Source organism: Litoreibacter ascidiaceicola, from assembly GCF_900129235.1.
GTDB classification, from domain to species: Bacteria; Pseudomonadota; Alphaproteobacteria; order Rhodobacterales; family Rhodobacteraceae; genus Litoreibacter; species Litoreibacter ascidiaceicola.
The window spans coordinates 464,870-480,420 of sequence record NZ_FQUV01000001.1; the positions used below are offsets into that span (position 1 = coordinate 464,870).

The 15,551-nt window shown below is 59.3% G+C and carries 18 protein-coding genes; 13 read left to right on the forward strand and 5 right to left on the reverse strand.

Features of this window, described 5'->3' with window-relative positions; all coding sequences use genetic code 11:
* Nucleotides 1-10: 10 nt before the first annotated feature.
* On the reverse strand, nt 11-223 hold the full coding sequence (locus BUB72_RS02160) for a twin-arginine translocase TatA/TatE family subunit (protein WP_073139825.1): 213 nt from the start codon (nt 221-223) through the stop codon (nt 11-13).
* Between the two features lie 252 nt (nt 224-475).
* On the opposite strand from BUB72_RS02160, the gene BUB72_RS02165 reads away from it, so the two are divergent.
* Nucleotides 476-1,159, forward strand: coding sequence for a helix-turn-helix transcriptional regulator (locus BUB72_RS02165; protein WP_073139828.1), 684 nt, complete (start codon nt 476-478; stop codon nt 1,157-1,159).
* On the opposite strand, the gene BUB72_RS02170 is transcribed toward BUB72_RS02165, so the two are convergent.
* The gene (locus BUB72_RS02170) at nt 1,156-1,587 is read right to left on the reverse strand and encodes a DUF6314 family protein (protein ID WP_073139831.1); all 432 of its coding nucleotides are present in this window, start codon (nt 1,585-1,587) and stop codon (nt 1,156-1,158) included. The two genes, BUB72_RS02165 and BUB72_RS02170, sit on opposite strands and share 4 nt — an antisense overlap.
* Nucleotides 1,588-1,646: 59 nt before the next feature.
* Entirely contained in the window at nt 1,647-1,943 is a 297-nt protein-coding gene (locus tag BUB72_RS18950; RefSeq protein ID WP_073139834.1) for a hypothetical protein, read from the reverse strand.
* Between the two features lie 81 nt (nt 1,944-2,024).
* On the opposite strand from BUB72_RS18950, the gene purB reads away from it, so the two are divergent.
* From purB to BUB72_RS02185, 3 genes are all read left to right on the forward strand, one after another.
* Complete coding sequence (purB, locus tag BUB72_RS02180; protein ID WP_073139837.1) at nt 2,025-3,326, forward strand: adenylosuccinate lyase; 1,302 nt, start codon at nt 2,025-2,027, stop codon at nt 3,324-3,326.
* A gap of 111 nt (nt 3,327-3,437) precedes the next feature.
* A complete protein-coding gene (locus tag BUB72_RS18745) occupies nt 3,438-3,599 on the forward strand; it encodes a hypothetical protein (RefSeq protein WP_162848056.1) in 162 nt (53 codons plus the stop codon).
* A 155-nt stretch (nt 3,600-3,754) separates the two neighbouring features.
* Nucleotides 3,755-4,852 (forward strand): FliG C-terminal domain-containing protein, encoded by a 1,098-nt coding sequence (locus BUB72_RS02185; protein WP_073139840.1) that lies wholly within the window; start codon nt 3,755-3,757, stop codon nt 4,850-4,852.
* Nucleotides 4,853-5,041: 189 nt separating this feature from the next.
* Here the strand turns inward: BUB72_RS02185 and lon are convergent, their stop codons facing one another.
* A complete protein-coding gene (gene lon, locus BUB72_RS02190; protein ID WP_073139843.1) occupies nt 5,042-7,450 on the reverse strand; it encodes an endopeptidase La in 2,409 nt (802 codons plus the stop codon).
* Nucleotides 7,451-7,742: 292 nt separating this feature from the next.
* Between lon and BUB72_RS02195 the strand changes: the two genes are divergently transcribed.
* Nucleotides 7,743-8,606, forward strand: a complete 864-nt coding sequence (locus BUB72_RS02195) for a hypothetical protein (RefSeq protein WP_073139846.1) — start codon at nt 7,743-7,745, stop codon at nt 8,604-8,606.
* 55 nt (nt 8,607-8,661) lie between these two features.
* Nucleotides 8,662-9,159 carry a YcxB family protein gene (locus tag BUB72_RS02200; protein ID WP_073139849.1) on the forward strand — a complete coding sequence of 166 codons (498 nt, stop codon included), beginning with the start codon at nt 8,662-8,664 and terminating at the stop codon, nt 9,157-9,159.
* A gap of 3 nt (nt 9,160-9,162) precedes the next feature.
* Here BUB72_RS02200 and tgt read toward each other — a convergent pair whose 3' ends face one another.
* The gene (gene tgt / locus BUB72_RS02205; protein WP_073139853.1) at nt 9,163-10,293 is read right to left on the reverse strand and encodes a tRNA guanosine(34) transglycosylase Tgt; all 1,131 of its coding nucleotides are present in this window, start codon (nt 10,291-10,293) and stop codon (nt 9,163-9,165) included.
* A gap of 52 nt (nt 10,294-10,345) precedes the next feature.
* Here tgt and rimK point away from each other — a divergent pair, with 52 nt between their 5' ends.
* The 7 genes from rimK (at nt 10,346) to BUB72_RS02240 (ending at nt 15,537) form a co-directional block, all read left to right on the forward strand.
* Nucleotides 10,346-11,746, forward strand: coding sequence for a 30S ribosomal protein S6--L-glutamate ligase (gene rimK / locus BUB72_RS02210; protein ID WP_073139856.1), 1,401 nt, complete (start codon nt 10,346-10,348; stop codon nt 11,744-11,746).
* On the forward strand, nt 11,743-12,438 hold the full coding sequence (locus BUB72_RS02215; RefSeq protein ID WP_073139861.1) for a lysozyme family protein: 696 nt from the start codon (nt 11,743-11,745) through the stop codon (nt 12,436-12,438). Before rimK ends, BUB72_RS02215 begins: the two co-directional genes overlap by 4 nt.
* A gap of 125 nt (nt 12,439-12,563) precedes the next feature.
* Nucleotides 12,564-12,926, forward strand: coding sequence for an SUF system Fe-S cluster assembly protein (locus tag BUB72_RS02220; RefSeq protein ID WP_073139864.1), 363 nt, complete (start codon nt 12,564-12,566; stop codon nt 12,924-12,926).
* Nucleotides 12,926-13,291, forward strand: a complete 366-nt coding sequence (locus BUB72_RS02225; protein ID WP_073139867.1) for a HesB/IscA family protein — start codon at nt 12,926-12,928, stop codon at nt 13,289-13,291. Before BUB72_RS02220 ends, BUB72_RS02225 begins: the two co-directional genes overlap by 1 nt.
* Nucleotides 13,288-13,611 carry a TfoX/Sxy family protein gene (locus BUB72_RS02230; protein ID WP_073139869.1) on the forward strand — a complete coding sequence of 108 codons (324 nt, stop codon included), beginning with the start codon at nt 13,288-13,290 and terminating at the stop codon, nt 13,609-13,611. Before BUB72_RS02225 ends, BUB72_RS02230 begins: the two co-directional genes overlap by 4 nt.
* Nucleotides 13,612-13,623: 12 nt before the next feature.
* Nucleotides 13,624-14,376 (forward strand): triose-phosphate isomerase, encoded by a 753-nt coding sequence (gene tpiA / locus BUB72_RS02235; protein ID WP_073139871.1) that lies wholly within the window; start codon nt 13,624-13,626, stop codon nt 14,374-14,376.
* Nucleotides 14,377-15,537, forward strand: coding sequence for a cytochrome P450 (locus BUB72_RS02240; protein WP_073139874.1), 1,161 nt, complete (start codon nt 14,377-14,379; stop codon nt 15,535-15,537).
* The last annotated feature ends 14 nt before the right edge of the window (nt 15,538-15,551 follow it).

Consider the following 15,551-nt stretch of genomic DNA (forward strand, 5'->3'; position numbering starts at 1 on the left):
CTCACGAAGATCAGGCTTTGTCTTTTTCGTCTTCAGGTGTGACGTCTTTGACGGCCACGTCGGCGTCGTCCAGCTCTTTGGTGCTGTCATCGACACCCTTTTTGAAAGCGGTGATGCCTTTGCCGACTTCGCCCATCAGGCCCGAGATTTTGCCACGGCCAAAAAGCACCAGCACGACGACGGCGATGAGCAGCAGGCCCGGCAGTCCGATATTGTTCAACATGATTAGGTCTCCCTTGGTCGCGCCTGAAAGCAGGGCGCGGATGAGTGTGTCTGCTCTCTATCTAGGGGCTCGACGGGGTGGGGAAAAGGCGCAAAACGCCGCTGGTGCGGGGAAATCCACGTGAAATGTCACGTGGCAGCGCTTGCAGGAAGTCTCCTGACAGGTTTATGTCAGTTGTGGGGCGCTACAAAGCGCATATCGAAACAGAATCACTTCACCAGCCCGACCTTGGCTGAAATACGGACTGCACAGATGAGACGCACCGACCGCCTTTTCGACCTGATCCTGCTTCTTCGGGATGGTCGCCTGCACCGCGCCGAAGATTTGGCGCGCAGGCTGGAGGTGTCGGTGCGCACAATCTACCGCGATATGGAAACCTTGCAGTTGTCTGGCGTTCCGGTCGAGGGGGAGCGGGGTATGGGTTACATGATGACCGCCCCGATCACCCTGCCCCCGTTGAACCTGACACTGGTCGAGCTGGAGGCGCTGCATCTTGGCATGGCCATCGTCGGCGAGGTCGCGGATGAGGAACTGCAAAAGGCGGCGCAGTCTCTCTCTGCCAAGATCGACGCGGTTCTGCCCGAGGACCGCACCACGCCGCCAACCGGATGGGGTTTCGCGGTCTATCCGTTCAAAGATGCCGCAAGCGGGTTCCGGTTCATGCCGCAGCTTCGCACCGCTATCCGGACGCGCCAGAAGCTGAGCATCACTTATGCCAACGCCGACGGCGCCCCAAGCGAGCGTGTTATCCGCCCATTGCAAATGGAGTATTGGGGGCGGGTCTGGACCGTGTCCGCATGGTGCGAATTACGCGGTGATTTTCGCGTGTTCCGCGCCGACCGCATCCGCGCGTTGAAGCCCATGGCCGAACTGTTCGTCGAGGAGCAAGGCAAGTCGCTGGCCGACTTCGTGGCCCAGCAAAAAGCCAACTGCTAGACGCGCTCGAAGCGCGAAATCATCCGGTAGTCCTTGGACGGCCCGACAACCCGCCAAATCGATTCCCATAGAGGCCAGCGGGTGAAATCATAACTCACATGGTAGAAATCCGGGTCGCAATGGTGATCATCATCCGGCATCAGGCGATCCAGTTCGATCACGTGGAAGGGCCGCCCGTCTTCAAATTCAACGGCGATTTTGCCCGCGTGCTCCCCTTCAAAACCCCGCCAGATATAGCGGCGGGTGGCGAGCATTGCGGCTTGCTGGCCGTAGACCAGCTCCCCCTCTTCCGCGTAGTGCAACTCCAACGGCCCCACACGGGTGAGTGTCGCGGTACCGGATAAGCGGCCCTCGATGTCATTGCGGCGATCTTCAATTATGCGCGCCAGCTGCCAATCACCTTCGAATTGATCCAAGCTTATGTGCATCCAGTCCTCTTACTGTGCATTGACACCGATCGTCTCTGCCCCACTGTCGCCAGCAAACTTTAAGGCCCCGTTATCCGCGCGCCGCTCCATAGTAAAGCACACCCACCCGTCGGCAGGAGGCCACTGGCTGCAATAATTGTCACCTTCGACGCGCCAATCCCCCAACTGTCTCGCCCGCCTGCATAGCGTGTCCGAGTAGAAGCGTAGAAATGCTGGCTCGCTTTGTCATAGATCAAGCCGCGATCCCGCAGCGCATCTTCAATCCCGGCGCCAGTCATCGCGATCCAGCGCGTATCGGCCCAACAGGGCAAGCATAGCACAATTGTCGCCGCGAAGGCAGCGACGCGCTGTCTCATAGGCGCTATCTGCGGTTGTTCCTTAAGTGGGGGCAGTCTAAGACCCCCCCACCTGCCACACAAACTATGAGAGCGCTTGATATGATCCCTCGCTATTCCCGCCCCGAGATGGTTGCCATCTGGTCCCCCGAGACCAAATTCCGCATCTGGTACGAGATCGAGGCCCATGCCTGCGACGCCATGGCCGATCTGGGCGTGATCCCGCGCGAAAACGCCGATGCGGTCTGGAAAGCCAAAGATGTGGAATTCGACGTGGCCCGCATCGACGAAATCGAGGCCGTCACCAAGCATGACGTCATCGCCTTCCTGACCCATCTGGCAGAGCATGTAGGGTCCGACGAAGCCCGCTTCGTGCATCAGGGCATGACCTCCTCAGACGTGCTCGACACCTGCTTTAACGTCCAGCTTGTGCGCGCCGCCGATATCCTGATCGCCGATGTGGAAGGCCTGCTGGCGGCCCTGAAACGTCGCGCACTAGAGCACAAAGACACCCTGCGCGTCGGCCGTTCCCACGGCATCCACGCCGAGCCCACCACGATGGGCCTGACCTTCGCGCGCTTCTATGCCGAGATGGACCGCAACCTGACCCGTCTACGCACCGCCCGCGACGAAATTTCCACCGGTGCCATTTCCGGTGCCATCGGCACCTTCGCCAATGTGGACCCTCGCGTTGAGGCGCATGTCTGCGAAAAGCTGGGTCTGACGCCGGAGCCGATCTCCACCCAAGTCATCCCCCGCGACCGCCACGCGGCTTTCTTCGCGGCACTCGGCGTTGTCGCCTCCTCCATCGAGAACATCGCGACGGAAATCCGTCATATGCAGCGCACCGAAGTTCTGGAAGGCGCGGAGTTCTTCTCCATGGGCCAAAAAGGCTCCTCGGCCATGCCGCATAAGAAAAACCCGATCCTGACCGAAAACCTCACAGGACTTGCCCGCACCATCCGCATGGCCGTTGTCCCCGCGATGGAAAACGTGGCGCTCTGGCATGAGCGCGACATTTCCCACTCCTCGGTCGAACGTATGATCGGCCCCGACACCACGATCACATTGGATTTCGCCCTTTCGCGGCTGACGGGTGTGATCGACAAGATGCTGATCTTCCCCGACAACATGCTCGACAACATGAACAAGTTTCCCGGTCTGGTGATGTCCCAACGCGTGTTGCTCGCTCTTACGCAAGCTGGTGTCAGTCGCGAGGACGCCTACGCGATGGTCCAACGCAACGCCCTGAAAGTCTGGGAGCATCGCACTGATTTCAAAGAGGAATTGCTGGCCGACAAAAACGTTGTGGCCGCCCTTGGTGCCGATGAGATCGAAGAGAAGTTCGACATGGGCTACCACACCAAGCATGTCGACACGATCTTCAAGCGCGTGTTTGGCTAAACCCATCACGACGTTACTCTGCCCAAATCGCCCGCCATCTGCGCGGGCGTTTTGTTTTTTCACGACCTCGTGCTATCTTTCCTGTCACACACCAACAGGAGAGACTTTCAGATGAAGACCAAAACGCTCTTGGCCGCTCTGGCCCTCACCCTGACACCCGCACTCGCCTCGGCAGAGTGCGCCTTTGGCCAGCACAAGCAGGCCGCGTCGTGCCAAGCAGGGTCCACTTGGGACGCTGAAACAGGCACCTGCGTGGCCCAGCCAACCGGCTAGAACACTGCAATATAAAGGCGGCGCGGCTCATCCCGCGCCGCCTTTGCTGAATTTGGCTAAAACCCCGCCTATCTCCCCCCGCTCTCCTCACGATCCGTTAACGCCTGCCCGGTCTACTGAGCAGTGCGAGAATATAATTGGGGACGGGACAAGCCATGGATTTGGTAGCACAACCGCGTGCGGGCGCGGGATTTGGCATTGGCGGCAAGGTGGCCACCACGGCTTTTGCATTTGACGGGTCGGACAAGCCGCTGCACCTCAGCGGTGCACAGAAAGCAGCCGTGATCGTGCAGATGATCCTGCATGCGGGCGGGGCAATCCCGCTCGCGGTGATGTCCGAGGCGACGCAGGTGCATCTGGCCCGCGTCTATGCCTCCATGGGCCCGATCAACAAGGCGACAGTGGCCTCGGTGCTGGCGGAATTTGCCGAACATCTGGACGCGCATGGGCTCAGCTTTCCGGTCGACACCTCTGCCGCGCTGGATGCGCTTGAAGGCAATCTCAGCGACAGCCTGTTGGCGCGGATGCGCCAGATCCACAGCCCGACCCTGCCCAAGAACACGTGGGAGATGATTGCCGAGATTCCACCCGAGGAACTGGCCGAACGTGTGGCCACGGAAAGCCCGCGGGTGGCCGCGATCATCATGTCCAAATTACCCCCTGCCGCCTCCACCAATGTGATGGATTTGCTTGACATTGAAACGGCAAACGCCGTGACATTCGCAATCTCGGAAACGGGGTCGGTTCAATCAGAAACCGTTGATATTGTTGCGCAAACCATCCTTGAAAGCGGTGAATCCAGCGCCGAAGGCGGGGCTTTCACAGCCAAGCCTGTGGCCCGCGCGGCCTCCCTGCTCAACGCGGCAGGCGCGACCCAACGCGACGCGGTACTCGACGCTTTGGATACACTCGACGCCGTGTTCGCCGCACAGGTGCGCAAGGCGATCTTCACCTTCGCCGACATCCTGACACGGGTGCAGCCGACAGATGTGCCAGCCCTTATCCGCGTCCTGCCGGGCGACGAGTTGAACGCAGCCTTGAAGGCCGGATCGGAGGAGCACGCCAGCGTCGTCGACTTCATTCTGGAAAACCTGTCCAAACGCATGGCCGACGCCATTCGCGAAGAGTTGGGCGAGATATCCCCGCTGACCGGCAAGGCCGCAGAGGCGGCGATGGGCAAGCTGACCGCCGCGATCCGTCAGCTGGAGGAGTCGGGCGACATAACGCTGATCACAATAGATGAAGACGCCTAGCGGAGCTCCAGCAGTTCGATCCGGTTTCCGAAAGGGTCATTCACATAAACACGCCTGATGTCCGGCAAATCCGTGTCGGTGCAAGGGTCTCTCAATCATCACGTCCCCTGCACCAGTCCACAGTCACAAAAAAGGGCGGGCCCGTTCAGGCCCGCCCTAATCCTTAAAACTCAAACCCGGCACGCCGGATCAATGCGTAACCGCACCGGACCCTTCGCCACCTTTGGCGGCCAGTGCCGCCGCCGCCGCTTCTTCCGCAGCCTCGTCCCATTCGATGGACTCAGGCTCGGACACGAGCGCCAGTTTCAGCACTTCCGAGACATGACTGACCGGAATGATTTCCAGACCCGCTTTCACATTGTCCGGAATTTCCGGTAGGTCTTTCTCGTTCTCTTCGGGGATCAGAACGGTTTTGATCCCGCCCCGCAGCGCCGCCAACAGCTTTTCTTTCAAGCCACCGATTGGCATCGCATTGCCGCGCAAGGACACCTCGCCCGTCATCGCAATATCCTTGCGCACCGGAATTTGCGTCAGCACCGATACGATCGACGTGACCATAGCCAAACCGGCCGACGGGCCATCCTTCGGGGTCGCCCCGTCAGGCACGTGCACGTGGATATCGATTTTGTCGAAGGTCGGTGGTTTCACACCAATCTTCGGCGAGATGGAGCGCACATAAGATGACGCCGCATCAATCGATTCCTTCATCACGTCGCCCAGCTTACCGGTGGTCTTCATCCGGCCCTTGCCCGGCAGGCGAAGCGCCTCGATGGACAGCAATTCACCGCCGACGGATGTATAGGCCAAGCCCGTCACGACACCGATTTGATCGTCCTGTTCGGCCAATCCGTAGCGGTATTTCTTGACGCCAAGATAATCGTCCAAATTGTCCGGCGTGATCTTGATCGACGTCTCGTCCTTGCGGACGATCTGGGTCACGACTTTCCGCGCAAGTTTGCCGATTTCACGCTCCAGATTCCGCACGCCCGCTTCGCGGGTATAGGTGCGGATCATTTCCATCAGCGCCTCGTCGGTCAGCTCGAACTCGCCCTTTTTCAGGCCGTGATTCTTGATCTGCTTGGCGATCAGGTGCTGCTTGGCAATCTCGGACTTTTCGTCCTCGGTGTAGCCCGACAGCGGAATGATCTCCATGCGGTCCAAAAGTGGCCCCGGCATGTTGTAGGTGTTCGCCGTTGTCAGGAACATCACGTTCGAGAGATCATATTCGACCTCAAGATAGTGGTCGATGAACGTGCTGTTTTGCTCCGGATCAAGCACCTCAAGCATGGCCGACGCAGGGTCGCCACGGAAGTCCTGCCCCATCTTGTCGATTTCATCGAGCAAGATCAGCGGGTTGGTCGTTTTCGCCTTTTTCAGCGCCTGAATGATCTTACCGGGCATAGAGCCGATGTAAGTCCGGCGGTGACCGCGAATTTCAGATTCGTCGCGCACACCCCCAAGGGAGATGCGGATGAACTCGCGCCCCGTCGCCTTGGCCACGGATTTCCCAAGCGAGGTTTTACCCACACCAGGAGGGCCCACAAGACACATGATCGGGCCTTTGAGCTTCTTGGAACGCTGTTGCACGGCCAAGTATTCGACGATGCGTTCTTTAACCTTTTCAAGGCCGTAGTGGTCGTCATCAAGCACTTTCTGGGCTTTAACCAAGTCCTTCTTGGTGCGAGAATTCACGCCCCACGGAATCGCCAGAATCCAGTCCAGATAGTTGCGCACGACCGTGGCTTCGGCCGACATCGGGCTCATGTTCTTGAGCTTTTTCAGCTCTGCATCGACCTTTTCCTTGGCCTCTTTGGACAGCTTGGTCTTGGCGATCTTCGCTTCCAGCTCGGCCACTTCGTTCTGGCCTTCTTCGCCGTCGCCCAACTCCTTCTGAATAGCTTTCATTTGCTCGTTCAGATAATATTCACGCTGGGTGCGCTCCATCTGGTTCTTGACGCGGGATTTGATCTTTTTCTCGACCTGAAGCACGGACATTTCGCCCTGCATCAGCCCGTAAACCTTCTCCAGACGCTCGGCCACGGAGAGCGTTTCCAGCAGCTCTTGTTTCTGGTGCACTTCGACGCCCAAATGCCCGCCCACTAGGTCGGCGAGCTTCTCGGGAGCTTCGGATTCCGCAACGGAGGCCAAGGCCTCTTCGGGGATGTTTTTCTTCACTTTGGCGTAGCGGTCAAACTCTTCACCGACCGATTTGACCAGCGCTTGAATCGTTGTCTCATCGCCCAGAGTCTCTTCCAACTCCACCGCTTTTGCTTCGAAAAAGCTATCGTTTTCAACGTATTCTATAATCTGCACGCGCGAGCGACCTTCGACCAGCACCTTTACGGTACCGTCGGGCAGCTTCAGCAGTTGCAGCACATTTGCCAACACGCCAACTTCATAGATTCCGTCAGAGGACGGATCATCCTCGGCAGGATCCATCTGGCTCGACAGCAAGATTTGCTTGTCGTCCTTCATCACCTCTTCCAAGGCGCGCACGGACTTATCGCGACCCACGAACAGCGGCACGATCATATGCGGGAACACCACGATATCGCGCAGCGGCAGGACGGGGTAGGACAAGGTTGTTTGCTCGGTCATCTTTTTTCCTTTTTGGCATAATCGCCAAGGTCCCGCTGAGGCAGCAACCATTGGGCAATCTCCGGTATCGGATTCAAAGGTGGGGACCACCCGCACCTCTTTCAACCATCCACCGATTTGGTTGACGCCAGTGTGACCGCGCAAAGCGCCGGATACAAGCAGATCACAGGGTAAATTTCGTCCAAATTCACCCTAGATGAGACATTGGAAACGCCAATTCCAGCCTCACTCATGCCCAATTGCGTGGCTAGCTAGAGGTATAACAAGTGAAACAAACTACAGGCACATCTGAATGCTCACGCTTCTCCTACGTCATTATCGCCGCTTCGCCGTGTTTTCGGGCGGGCTGGCATTGTTCTGCGCGGCAGAGCTGGCAGGATCAGGGCTGGACCTTTCCCTGCTCGGCTATGTCGGCATCTTCTTTGTGTCGTTCATAGTTTTCTCGATGGTGGCTGTCGGCGTTTACGCCGTCATTCCGCGCTATCGCGGTCTGCTGGAAATCACCGGATTTGCCGCCTTCGCGACATCGGCATTATTGTTTTACGCTTCGAAATACGGCTTCGACAGCCTTTTGCATGGCATCGGCGGAGGTGTCATTCTGCTTTTGCTCACCGGACTTGTCTGGGCCGGACTTCACAGCAAATTATCGCGCAAAATCGGGGCCGAGACGACGTGGCGTGATCGCTATTCCGGTCATGTGCCCTACCCGGCACGACTGATCTGGCGTCATGTCATTCCCGGCGCCGCGGAGCCGTCCGACCATTGCACGGGCATGATGGCCCGCTATGACGAAGACGAAGAGGACCCCGACACCGTTCACGTGACCTTCAAAGGCCGCAAGGACCGCGCTGCAAAATACACGCTGACATTTCTGGAGCGCGACCAGCCATCAGCCTGCCGTTTCTTCTTTCAAGGAACCGAGGCTGACGGAACTGTTGTCGACGGCATCTTCTCGCTGCGGACAACCGTTTTGGAGCGCAACACCTGCTTCTTGTCCTGTGTGGAAGAACGGTCGGGTCTAAGTATCGGCAGCTTGGTGGAGCGTTGGTTCGACGACTCCCTTGGCTACCAGCACGACAAGCTTCTGGAGATGCTCGACGCGCGGTATGGTGAAACCTACGGGATCCGAAAATCAAGCATGTTGGCGACTGAATAAGCCACCGATCAAACACATCTGGCGCAAGCGGACTTAACTGGTCTAGCCTGCGCCTATGATCACCCTGACTTACGACATCGAGGAAGCCGAATTCATGGACGCCGCCCGCGCGCTGTGGTCGTATCGGGGTATCGGTGACGTGGGCAATTGGATACTGGCGGCGATCTCCCTGTTTTCAGGCCTCAGCCTGATTTACTGGGGTCTTGATGTTGGCTGGATTTGGGTCGGCGCCGCCGCCCTGTTCGTCGCCATCACGCTGCTACGGAATTTTCTGTGGCGACGCGCCTACCGGCGGATGACGAAATACACCGCACCGATTACCGCCAGCTTTACCCGTGAAGAGGTTCAGACCAGTTCCGCCGAAGGCCAGTCCAAGCTGCCTTGGACGGCATTCAAGAAATACGCCGAAACACCGGACTACTTTTTCCTGCTCATGCCACCACGCGGGCTGTCGATCATCCCCAAGCGCGCGGCCAAGGACGATTGGGAGCTTGAAACCCTGCGCGACATGATCACAGGCAACCTGCCCCGCGCCAAAATGCGCTGGACGTAAATCCTATAGCGGCTCGATATCCCCCAGCGCGCGGGCCTCGTGGAAGGTCTTCACGAAGCCGGCCAAATCACCCGCAGCAATCGCAGCGCGCAGCCCCGCCATCAACTCCTGATAGTAGTGCAGGTTGTGCCACGTCACGAGCATTGACGAGATCATCTCCTGCGCACGGAACACATGGCTCAGATAAGCCCGCGAATACTGCGAACAGCACGGGCAGGTGCAATCTTCGTCCAGCGGTCTCGGGTCGTCCATGTGACGCGCATTCTTGACGTTGACCACGCCGCGTCGCGTAAAGGCCTGCCCCGTGCGCCCCGATCTCGACGGCAGGACGCAGTCAAACATGTCGATGCCCCGCTCCACTGCGCCCACGATGTCGTCGGGCTTGCCCACGCCCATCAGGTAGCGCGGCTTGTCTTGCGGTAACTGTTCCGGCGCGTAGTCGAGACAGCCGAACATCGCCTCTTGTCCCTCGCCCACGGCAAGGCCTCCAACAGCGTAGCCGTCAAACCCGATCTTGGTCAGCGCCGCTGCACTTTCCGCGCGCATGTCCTGCTCCAACCCGCCTTGCTGGATGCCGAACAACGCGTGGCCGGGGCGGTCTCCAAATGCCTCTCGCGAGCGTGCGGCCCAACGCATCGACAATTGCATGCTCTCGTTAATCCGCGCCCGATCTGCAGGCAACGCGGGGCACTCGTCAAAGCACATCACAATATCAGAGCCGAGCAGCTTCTGGATTTCCATCGACCGTTCGGGCGACAGCATATGCTTGGAGCCGTCGATATGCGATTTGAAGGTCACGCCTTCCTCGGTCAGCTTGCGCAACTCCGCAAGGCTCATCACCTGAAAACCGCCACTATCGGTCAGGATCGGGCGGTCCCAGTTCATGAATTTGTGCAATCCGCCAAGCTTGGCAATCCGCTCCGCCGTCGGGCGCAGCATCAAATGATAGGTGTTGCCCAACAGGATATCCGCACCCGTGGCCCGCACACTTTCGGGCATCATCGCCTTTACCGTGGCGGCAGTCCCCACCGGCATGAAGGCCGGCGTGCGGATGTCGCCACGCGGGGTGGAAATGATGCCCGTGCGGGCCTTGCCGTCAGTGGCGTGAATGTCAAACTGAAATCTCTGTGTCATGGCTGTCGCTTTAGGGCTAAAACTGAACTCTGCGCAAGGGAGTGGCCCCAATATGAACGACGATTCAATTCTAAAACTCGGCTGGGAAGAATGGCTGAGCCTGCCGGACCTGTCCTTGCCGACCATCAAGGCAAAGATCGACACCGGCGCCAAAACCTCGGCGCTGCATGCGTTCGATATCGAACCTTTCGGCTCTGCCTCGCGTCCCAAAGTGCGCTTTGCCATTCATCCTATTCCCGGCAACGAGACGCTGACGATTCCCTGCTCTGCTCCGATCATCGACCGCCGCGACGTCATCTCGTCAAATGGCGAATCGGAAATGCGTTACGTGATCGAAACCATGCTGTCGGTCGGCGGCCAAAGCTGGCCGATCGAGGTGACGCTGACCAATCGCGGTTCCATGGCTTATCGCATGTTGCTGGGCCGTCAGGCCTTGCGCGAAAACACCGTTGTTGCCCCGTCCGAGCGGTTCTGCCAGCCGGACCTCAGCTATGATGTCTATACCGCCTCCAAGCTGCGCACCGCCACCAAAGCGCGCGCGCTGCGGATCGCGGTTCTGTCACGTGAGGCGGGCAGCTATTCCACGGCCAAGCTGGTCAGCGAAGGCGAGGCGCGCGGCCATGTGGTCGAGGTCATCGACACCACCCGCTGCTATATGGCGATCAACGCCAAAGCCCCTGAGGTCTATTATGACGGCAAGCGCCTACCCCGTTTCGACGCGGTGATCCCGCGGATCGGTGCGTCAATCACCACCTACGGCTGCTCTGTGCTACGCCAGTTCGAGACCCTCGGCACCTATTGCGTCAATGGCTCGGCCGGTATCGCCGCATCGCGCGACAAACTGCACGCGCATCAGGTGCTGGCCCGCCACCGCATCGGCATGCCGATGACCGCCTTCGCGGCATCCCCCAAAGACACCAAGAACCTGATGGATCTGGTCGGCACGGCCCCGATGATCGTGAAACTACTGGAATCCACGCAAGGCAAGGGTGTGGTGCTGGCGGAAACCAAGAAGGCCGCCGAATCCGTCATCGACGCGTTCCGTGGCCTCAAGGCCAGCTTTCTCGTGCAGGATTTCGTGAAAGAATCAGCGGGCGAGGACATCCGCTGTCTGGTGATCGGCGGCAAGGTTGTCGCGTCCATGAAGCGTACCTCCGGAGGCGATGACTTCCGCTCCAACCTGCATCGCGGTGGCACTGCCGAGATCACCCGCATCTCCAAAGCCGAACGCGACATGGCAACCCGCGCCGCCAAAGCGTTCAAGCTTGGCGTGGCAGGCGTTGATTTGCTGCGCTCCTCTGAAGGTCCGAAAATTCTGGAGGTCAATTCTTCCCCCGGGCTGGAAGGCATCGAGAAGGCCACCGGCAAGAACATCGCGGGGTTGCTGATGGACCAGATCGAAATGCGCGTGCGCCCCGCTCCCTTGAAGAAAGCACCCAAGAAAACATCATGAACCGGCGCGCGCTCCTCCTCGGCCTGCTGGCCTCCACGGCGCGCCCTGCGTTCGGACAATCCGCGCGCTACGAGTTGGAAAATTCGCTGACCGAGCGCGCCAAATGGCGCAGCTTCGGCAACAAGGACTGGATCACCGGTGACCCGATCGAGCGCGCCCGATCAGGCCGCGCCCGCATCACGACCTACGAGTTGACGCATGTGGGCGGCAACTCCCCCGTGGCGCGTCTGAAATCGCTGATTGCCTTGGCCGAGGCTGGCCCGAAAGGCTACGACGCCGTGCATGTTGGTGCATCCGTCAAACCGCCAAAGCGGCCTACACAGATGAGCCTTGGCCAAATTCTTGCGTGGATCAAACGCACCCCCGGCCAACCCCACGCCATCGGGCGCTATCAGTTCATTCCATCCACCTTGCGGGTCCTGATCGCGCGTGCGGGACTGTCCACCAAGGCGCGTTTTTCGCCTGAAGTTCAGGATCAGCTGGCGGATTTATTGCTGGCCGATGCGGGGCTTGCCAAGTTTCAAGCTGGCCGCATGTCGCGCAAACGCTTTATGAACAATCTGGCGCGGATATGGGCAGGACTGCCGACCTCGTCGGGCAAAAGCTACTATGACGGCTACGCAGGCAACCGCGCCACCCTGACCCGCGCCTATTTCGACGCGAGAATGCGTGAGTTCTTTCCAAAAGCTTAACGCGACTGCGACCTATCGCACGGGCTCACACACGGGGGCGTGACAAATTGGTGCTGGTGCAGCACTGGACGATGCCCCAGCTAATCCTTATATCTTTACTCAACTATCCCTGATGGATGTAAGAAATGAACCAGCCAACAGAACAACTTGAAGGCGCGCCGCTGATCAAGCCGTCCTCCACCGATCATCCGCTTTACGACAATGTCGTGGAGGCATGTCGCTCGGTCTATGACCCTGAAATTCCAGTCAATATCTACGATCTCGGATTGGTCTACACCATCGAGATCAGCGCCGAGAACGAAGTGTCGATCATCATGACCCTGACCGCCCCCGGCTGTCCCGTCGCAGGCGAAATGCCCGGCTGGCTCGCCGAAGCGGTGGAGCCTCTTGCGGGCGTGAAACAGGTCGATGTGGACATCACGTGGGATCCGCCTTGGGGCATGGAAATGATGTCCGACGAGGCGCGTCTGGAACTGGGGTTTATGTGATGTTTTCCATTCCCGGCAAACAAGCGGTCTCCATCACCGATCGGGCCGCTGCCCAGATCGCCAAACTGATGGCGCGCGACGGGCATAAGGCGTTGAAAATAGGCGTTAAAAAGGGTGGCTGCGCAGGCATGGAATATACCATGGACTACGTGGATGAAGTCGCGCCCAACGACGAGGTGGTCGAGCAAAAGGGTGCTCGCGTGATCATCGCGCCGATGGCACAGATGTTCCTGTTCGGCACCCAGATCGACTATGAAACCAGCTTGTTGGAAAGCGGGTTCAAGTTCATCAACCCCAATGTTTCCGAAGCATGCGGATGCGGCGAGTCGATTAAGTTCGACGAAAGCCTCTTCGCCAAGGAATGAGCGTCGGCGAAGCAGATATCGCCTTCGCCCGAGAGCTTTTCGCCGCCATCCCCGCCATATCGACCCGCAAAATGATGGGTGGGCTTTGCCTCTATTCTGACGGGCAAATTTTTGCCCTTCTACATTCCGACGGTCAGATTTTCCTCAAGGCACAGGGCGACTTTATTCCCGAAATTGAGGCGCTTGGCGGAACACGCTGGACCTATACGCGCAAGGACGGCAAAGTGACGGGCATGCCCTACTGGTCGCTTCCCGACCAGTTTCTCGACGACCCGTCCGAGGCCAGCGCCCTTGCTGCCCGCGCTTTGGAACATCTCTGAAGGACACCGCTCATGCGCCGCAAACTCGCTGCCGGAAACTGGAAAATGAACGGGCTGTCGGCCCAATTGGCCGAGGTCGAAGCGCTGTGCGCAGCCCACCCTGATCCAAAGGTTGATCTGTTGATTGCCCCACCAGCGACGTTGATCTCGTCCATGGTCGTCACCGCTTCGGATCACCCTCTTGCTGTGGCGGGTCAAGACTGCCACGCGCAAGAAAGCGGCGCGCATACTGGAGACATTTCCGCCGCGATGCTGAAAGACGCGGGCGCATCCCACGTGATCCTTGGCCATTCCGAACGCCGCGAAGACCACGATGAAAGCGACGATGATGTGCGCGGCAAGGCCCGCGCCGCACTGGCCGCCGGGCTGAAGGTCGTGATTTGCATCGGCGAAAGCTTGGAAGAACGCGAAGCCGCGAACACGCTCGACATCATCGCGGGCCAGCTGGCGGGCTCGCTGCCCGACGTGCTCACCGGCGAAAACACGGTCATTGCCTATGAGCCGATCTGGGCGATTGGCACCGGCAAAGTTCCGACACTGGGCCAGATTGGCGACGTGCATGACTTTATCCGCACCAAGCTCGAAGGCCGCTTTGGCGAGGGCGTGGGCCGGTCCATCCGGCTGCTTTACGGCGGTTCGGTCAAGCCAAGCAATGCCTCCGATATCTTTGCGGTGTCCAATGTGGACGGCGCATTGGTCGGCGGGGCTTCCCTGAAGGCTAGCGACTTTTCCGGCATTATCAAAGCCTTGGAAGACGCCATCTAAATGGATCGCGTGACGCAGTCGCCCACCGATCCGGCGCTGAACCAGAACCCCTACCCGTTCTATGACCGTATCCGCCCGCTCGGATTGCTTGTCTGGTGGGAAGATTACAACATGCCCGTCGCCGCGTCACAGCCCGCGGTTTCGGCGCTGTTGCGCGACCGCCGCTTCGGGCGGGAAAACCCGACGCCTCCGGTCGTTCCCGACCACCAGAAACCGTTCTACGCGATCGAGGCGCATTCCATGCTGGAGCTGGAGCCGCCCCGCCACACCCGTCTGCGCGGCTTGGTCTTGCGGGCGTTCACCTCGCGGCGGATCAAGGAACTTGCCCCTGAAATCGAGACCCTCAGCCACCAGCTGATCGACGCGTTCCCCGATGGGCCCTTCGACCTGCTGACCGGATTTGCCCAACAACTTCCGGTGATCATCATCGCCCGCCTGCTCGGCGTCCCCGAAGACAAAGCCCCCGATCTGCTGCGCTGGTCCAACGCGATGGTGCGCATGTATATGGCCGCCCGTACCCGCGCCGACGAAGAGGCCGCCGCGAAAGCCGCGCAGGATTTTTCGGCCTATCTTGCGGAATATGTCAAAGCCCGCCGCGCAGCCCCTGCCGATGACCTGATCACCCAGCTGATCGCCGCGGAAGAGGACGGCGAGCGTCTGACAACCGACGAGTTGATCACAACCTGCATCCTACTGCTCAACGCGGGTCACGAGGCGACGGTCCACACCCTTGGCAACGGCGTCAAAACCGCGCTGCAAACAGGCCTGCGCCCCGACGATCCCGACCTGTTCGCCGAAGAAGTCCTACGTTTTGATCCGCCGCTGCACATGTTCACCAGATACGCGACGGATGACATGGACGCCTTCGGTCACCACTTCAAAAAGGGCGAACAAGTCGGGCTATTGCTGGGGGCTGCCAATCGCGATCCTGAAGTTTACGCGGACCCGAACCGCTTCGATCCCGCCCGCGCACTGGTGCCGCATTCCAGCTTCGGCTCTGGCTTGCATTTCTGTGTCGGTGCCCCACTGGCACGGCTGGAGTTGTCAATCGCGCTCAAAACTCTGTTTGACCGCTGCCCCGATCTGGCACTGGCGGAAGAGCCTGAATACGCCACGAGCTACCATTTCCACGGGCTGACCCGCCTGATGGTCACGCGCTAAACGCTCCTAAAAGC

Coding starts and splice junctions, on each gene's coding strand:
- BUB72_RS02200 (WP_073139849.1), top strand. CDS start 8,662: ATGATCACCCTGACTTACGACATCGAGGAAGCCGAATTCATGGACGCC.
- tpiA (WP_073139871.1), top strand. CDS start 13,624: ATGCGCCGCAAACTCGCTGCCGGAAACTGGAAAATGAACGGGCTGTCG.
- BUB72_RS02185 (WP_073139840.1), top strand. CDS start 3,755: ATGGATTTGGTAGCACAACCGCGTGCGGGCGCGGGATTTGGCATTGGC.
- BUB72_RS18950 (WP_073139834.1), bottom strand. CDS start 1,943: ATGAGACAGCGCGTCGCTGCCTTCGCGGCGACAATTGTGCTATGCTTG.
- lon (WP_073139843.1), bottom strand. CDS start 7,450: ATGACCGAGCAAACAACCTTGTCCTACCCCGTCCTGCCGCTGCGCGAT.
- BUB72_RS02170 (WP_073139831.1), bottom strand. CDS start 1,587: ATGCACATAAGCTTGGATCAATTCGAAGGTGATTGGCAGCTGGCGCGC.
- BUB72_RS02165 (WP_073139828.1), top strand. CDS start 476: ATGAGACGCACCGACCGCCTTTTCGACCTGATCCTGCTTCTTCGGGAT.
- BUB72_RS02215 (WP_073139861.1), top strand. CDS start 11,743: ATGAACCGGCGCGCGCTCCTCCTCGGCCTGCTGGCCTCCACGGCGCGC.
- BUB72_RS02230 (WP_073139869.1), top strand. CDS start 13,288: ATGAGCGTCGGCGAAGCAGATATCGCCTTCGCCCGAGAGCTTTTCGCC.
- rimK (WP_073139856.1), top strand. CDS start 10,346: ATGAACGACGATTCAATTCTAAAACTCGGCTGGGAAGAATGGCTGAGC.
- BUB72_RS02240 (WP_073139874.1), top strand. CDS start 14,377: ATGGATCGCGTGACGCAGTCGCCCACCGATCCGGCGCTGAACCAGAAC.
- BUB72_RS18745 (WP_162848056.1), top strand. CDS start 3,438: ATGAAGACCAAAACGCTCTTGGCCGCTCTGGCCCTCACCCTGACACCC.
- BUB72_RS02195 (WP_073139846.1), top strand. CDS start 7,743: ATGCTCACGCTTCTCCTACGTCATTATCGCCGCTTCGCCGTGTTTTCG.
- purB (WP_073139837.1), top strand. CDS start 2,025: ATGATCCCTCGCTATTCCCGCCCCGAGATGGTTGCCATCTGGTCCCCC.
- tgt (WP_073139853.1), bottom strand. CDS start 10,293: ATGACACAGAGATTTCAGTTTGACATTCACGCCACTGACGGCAAGGCC.
- BUB72_RS02225 (WP_073139867.1), top strand. CDS start 12,926: ATGTTTTCCATTCCCGGCAAACAAGCGGTCTCCATCACCGATCGGGCC.
- BUB72_RS02220 (WP_073139864.1), top strand. CDS start 12,564: ATGAACCAGCCAACAGAACAACTTGAAGGCGCGCCGCTGATCAAGCCG.
- BUB72_RS02160 (WP_073139825.1), bottom strand. CDS start 223: ATGTTGAACAATATCGGACTGCCGGGCCTGCTGCTCATCGCCGTCGTC.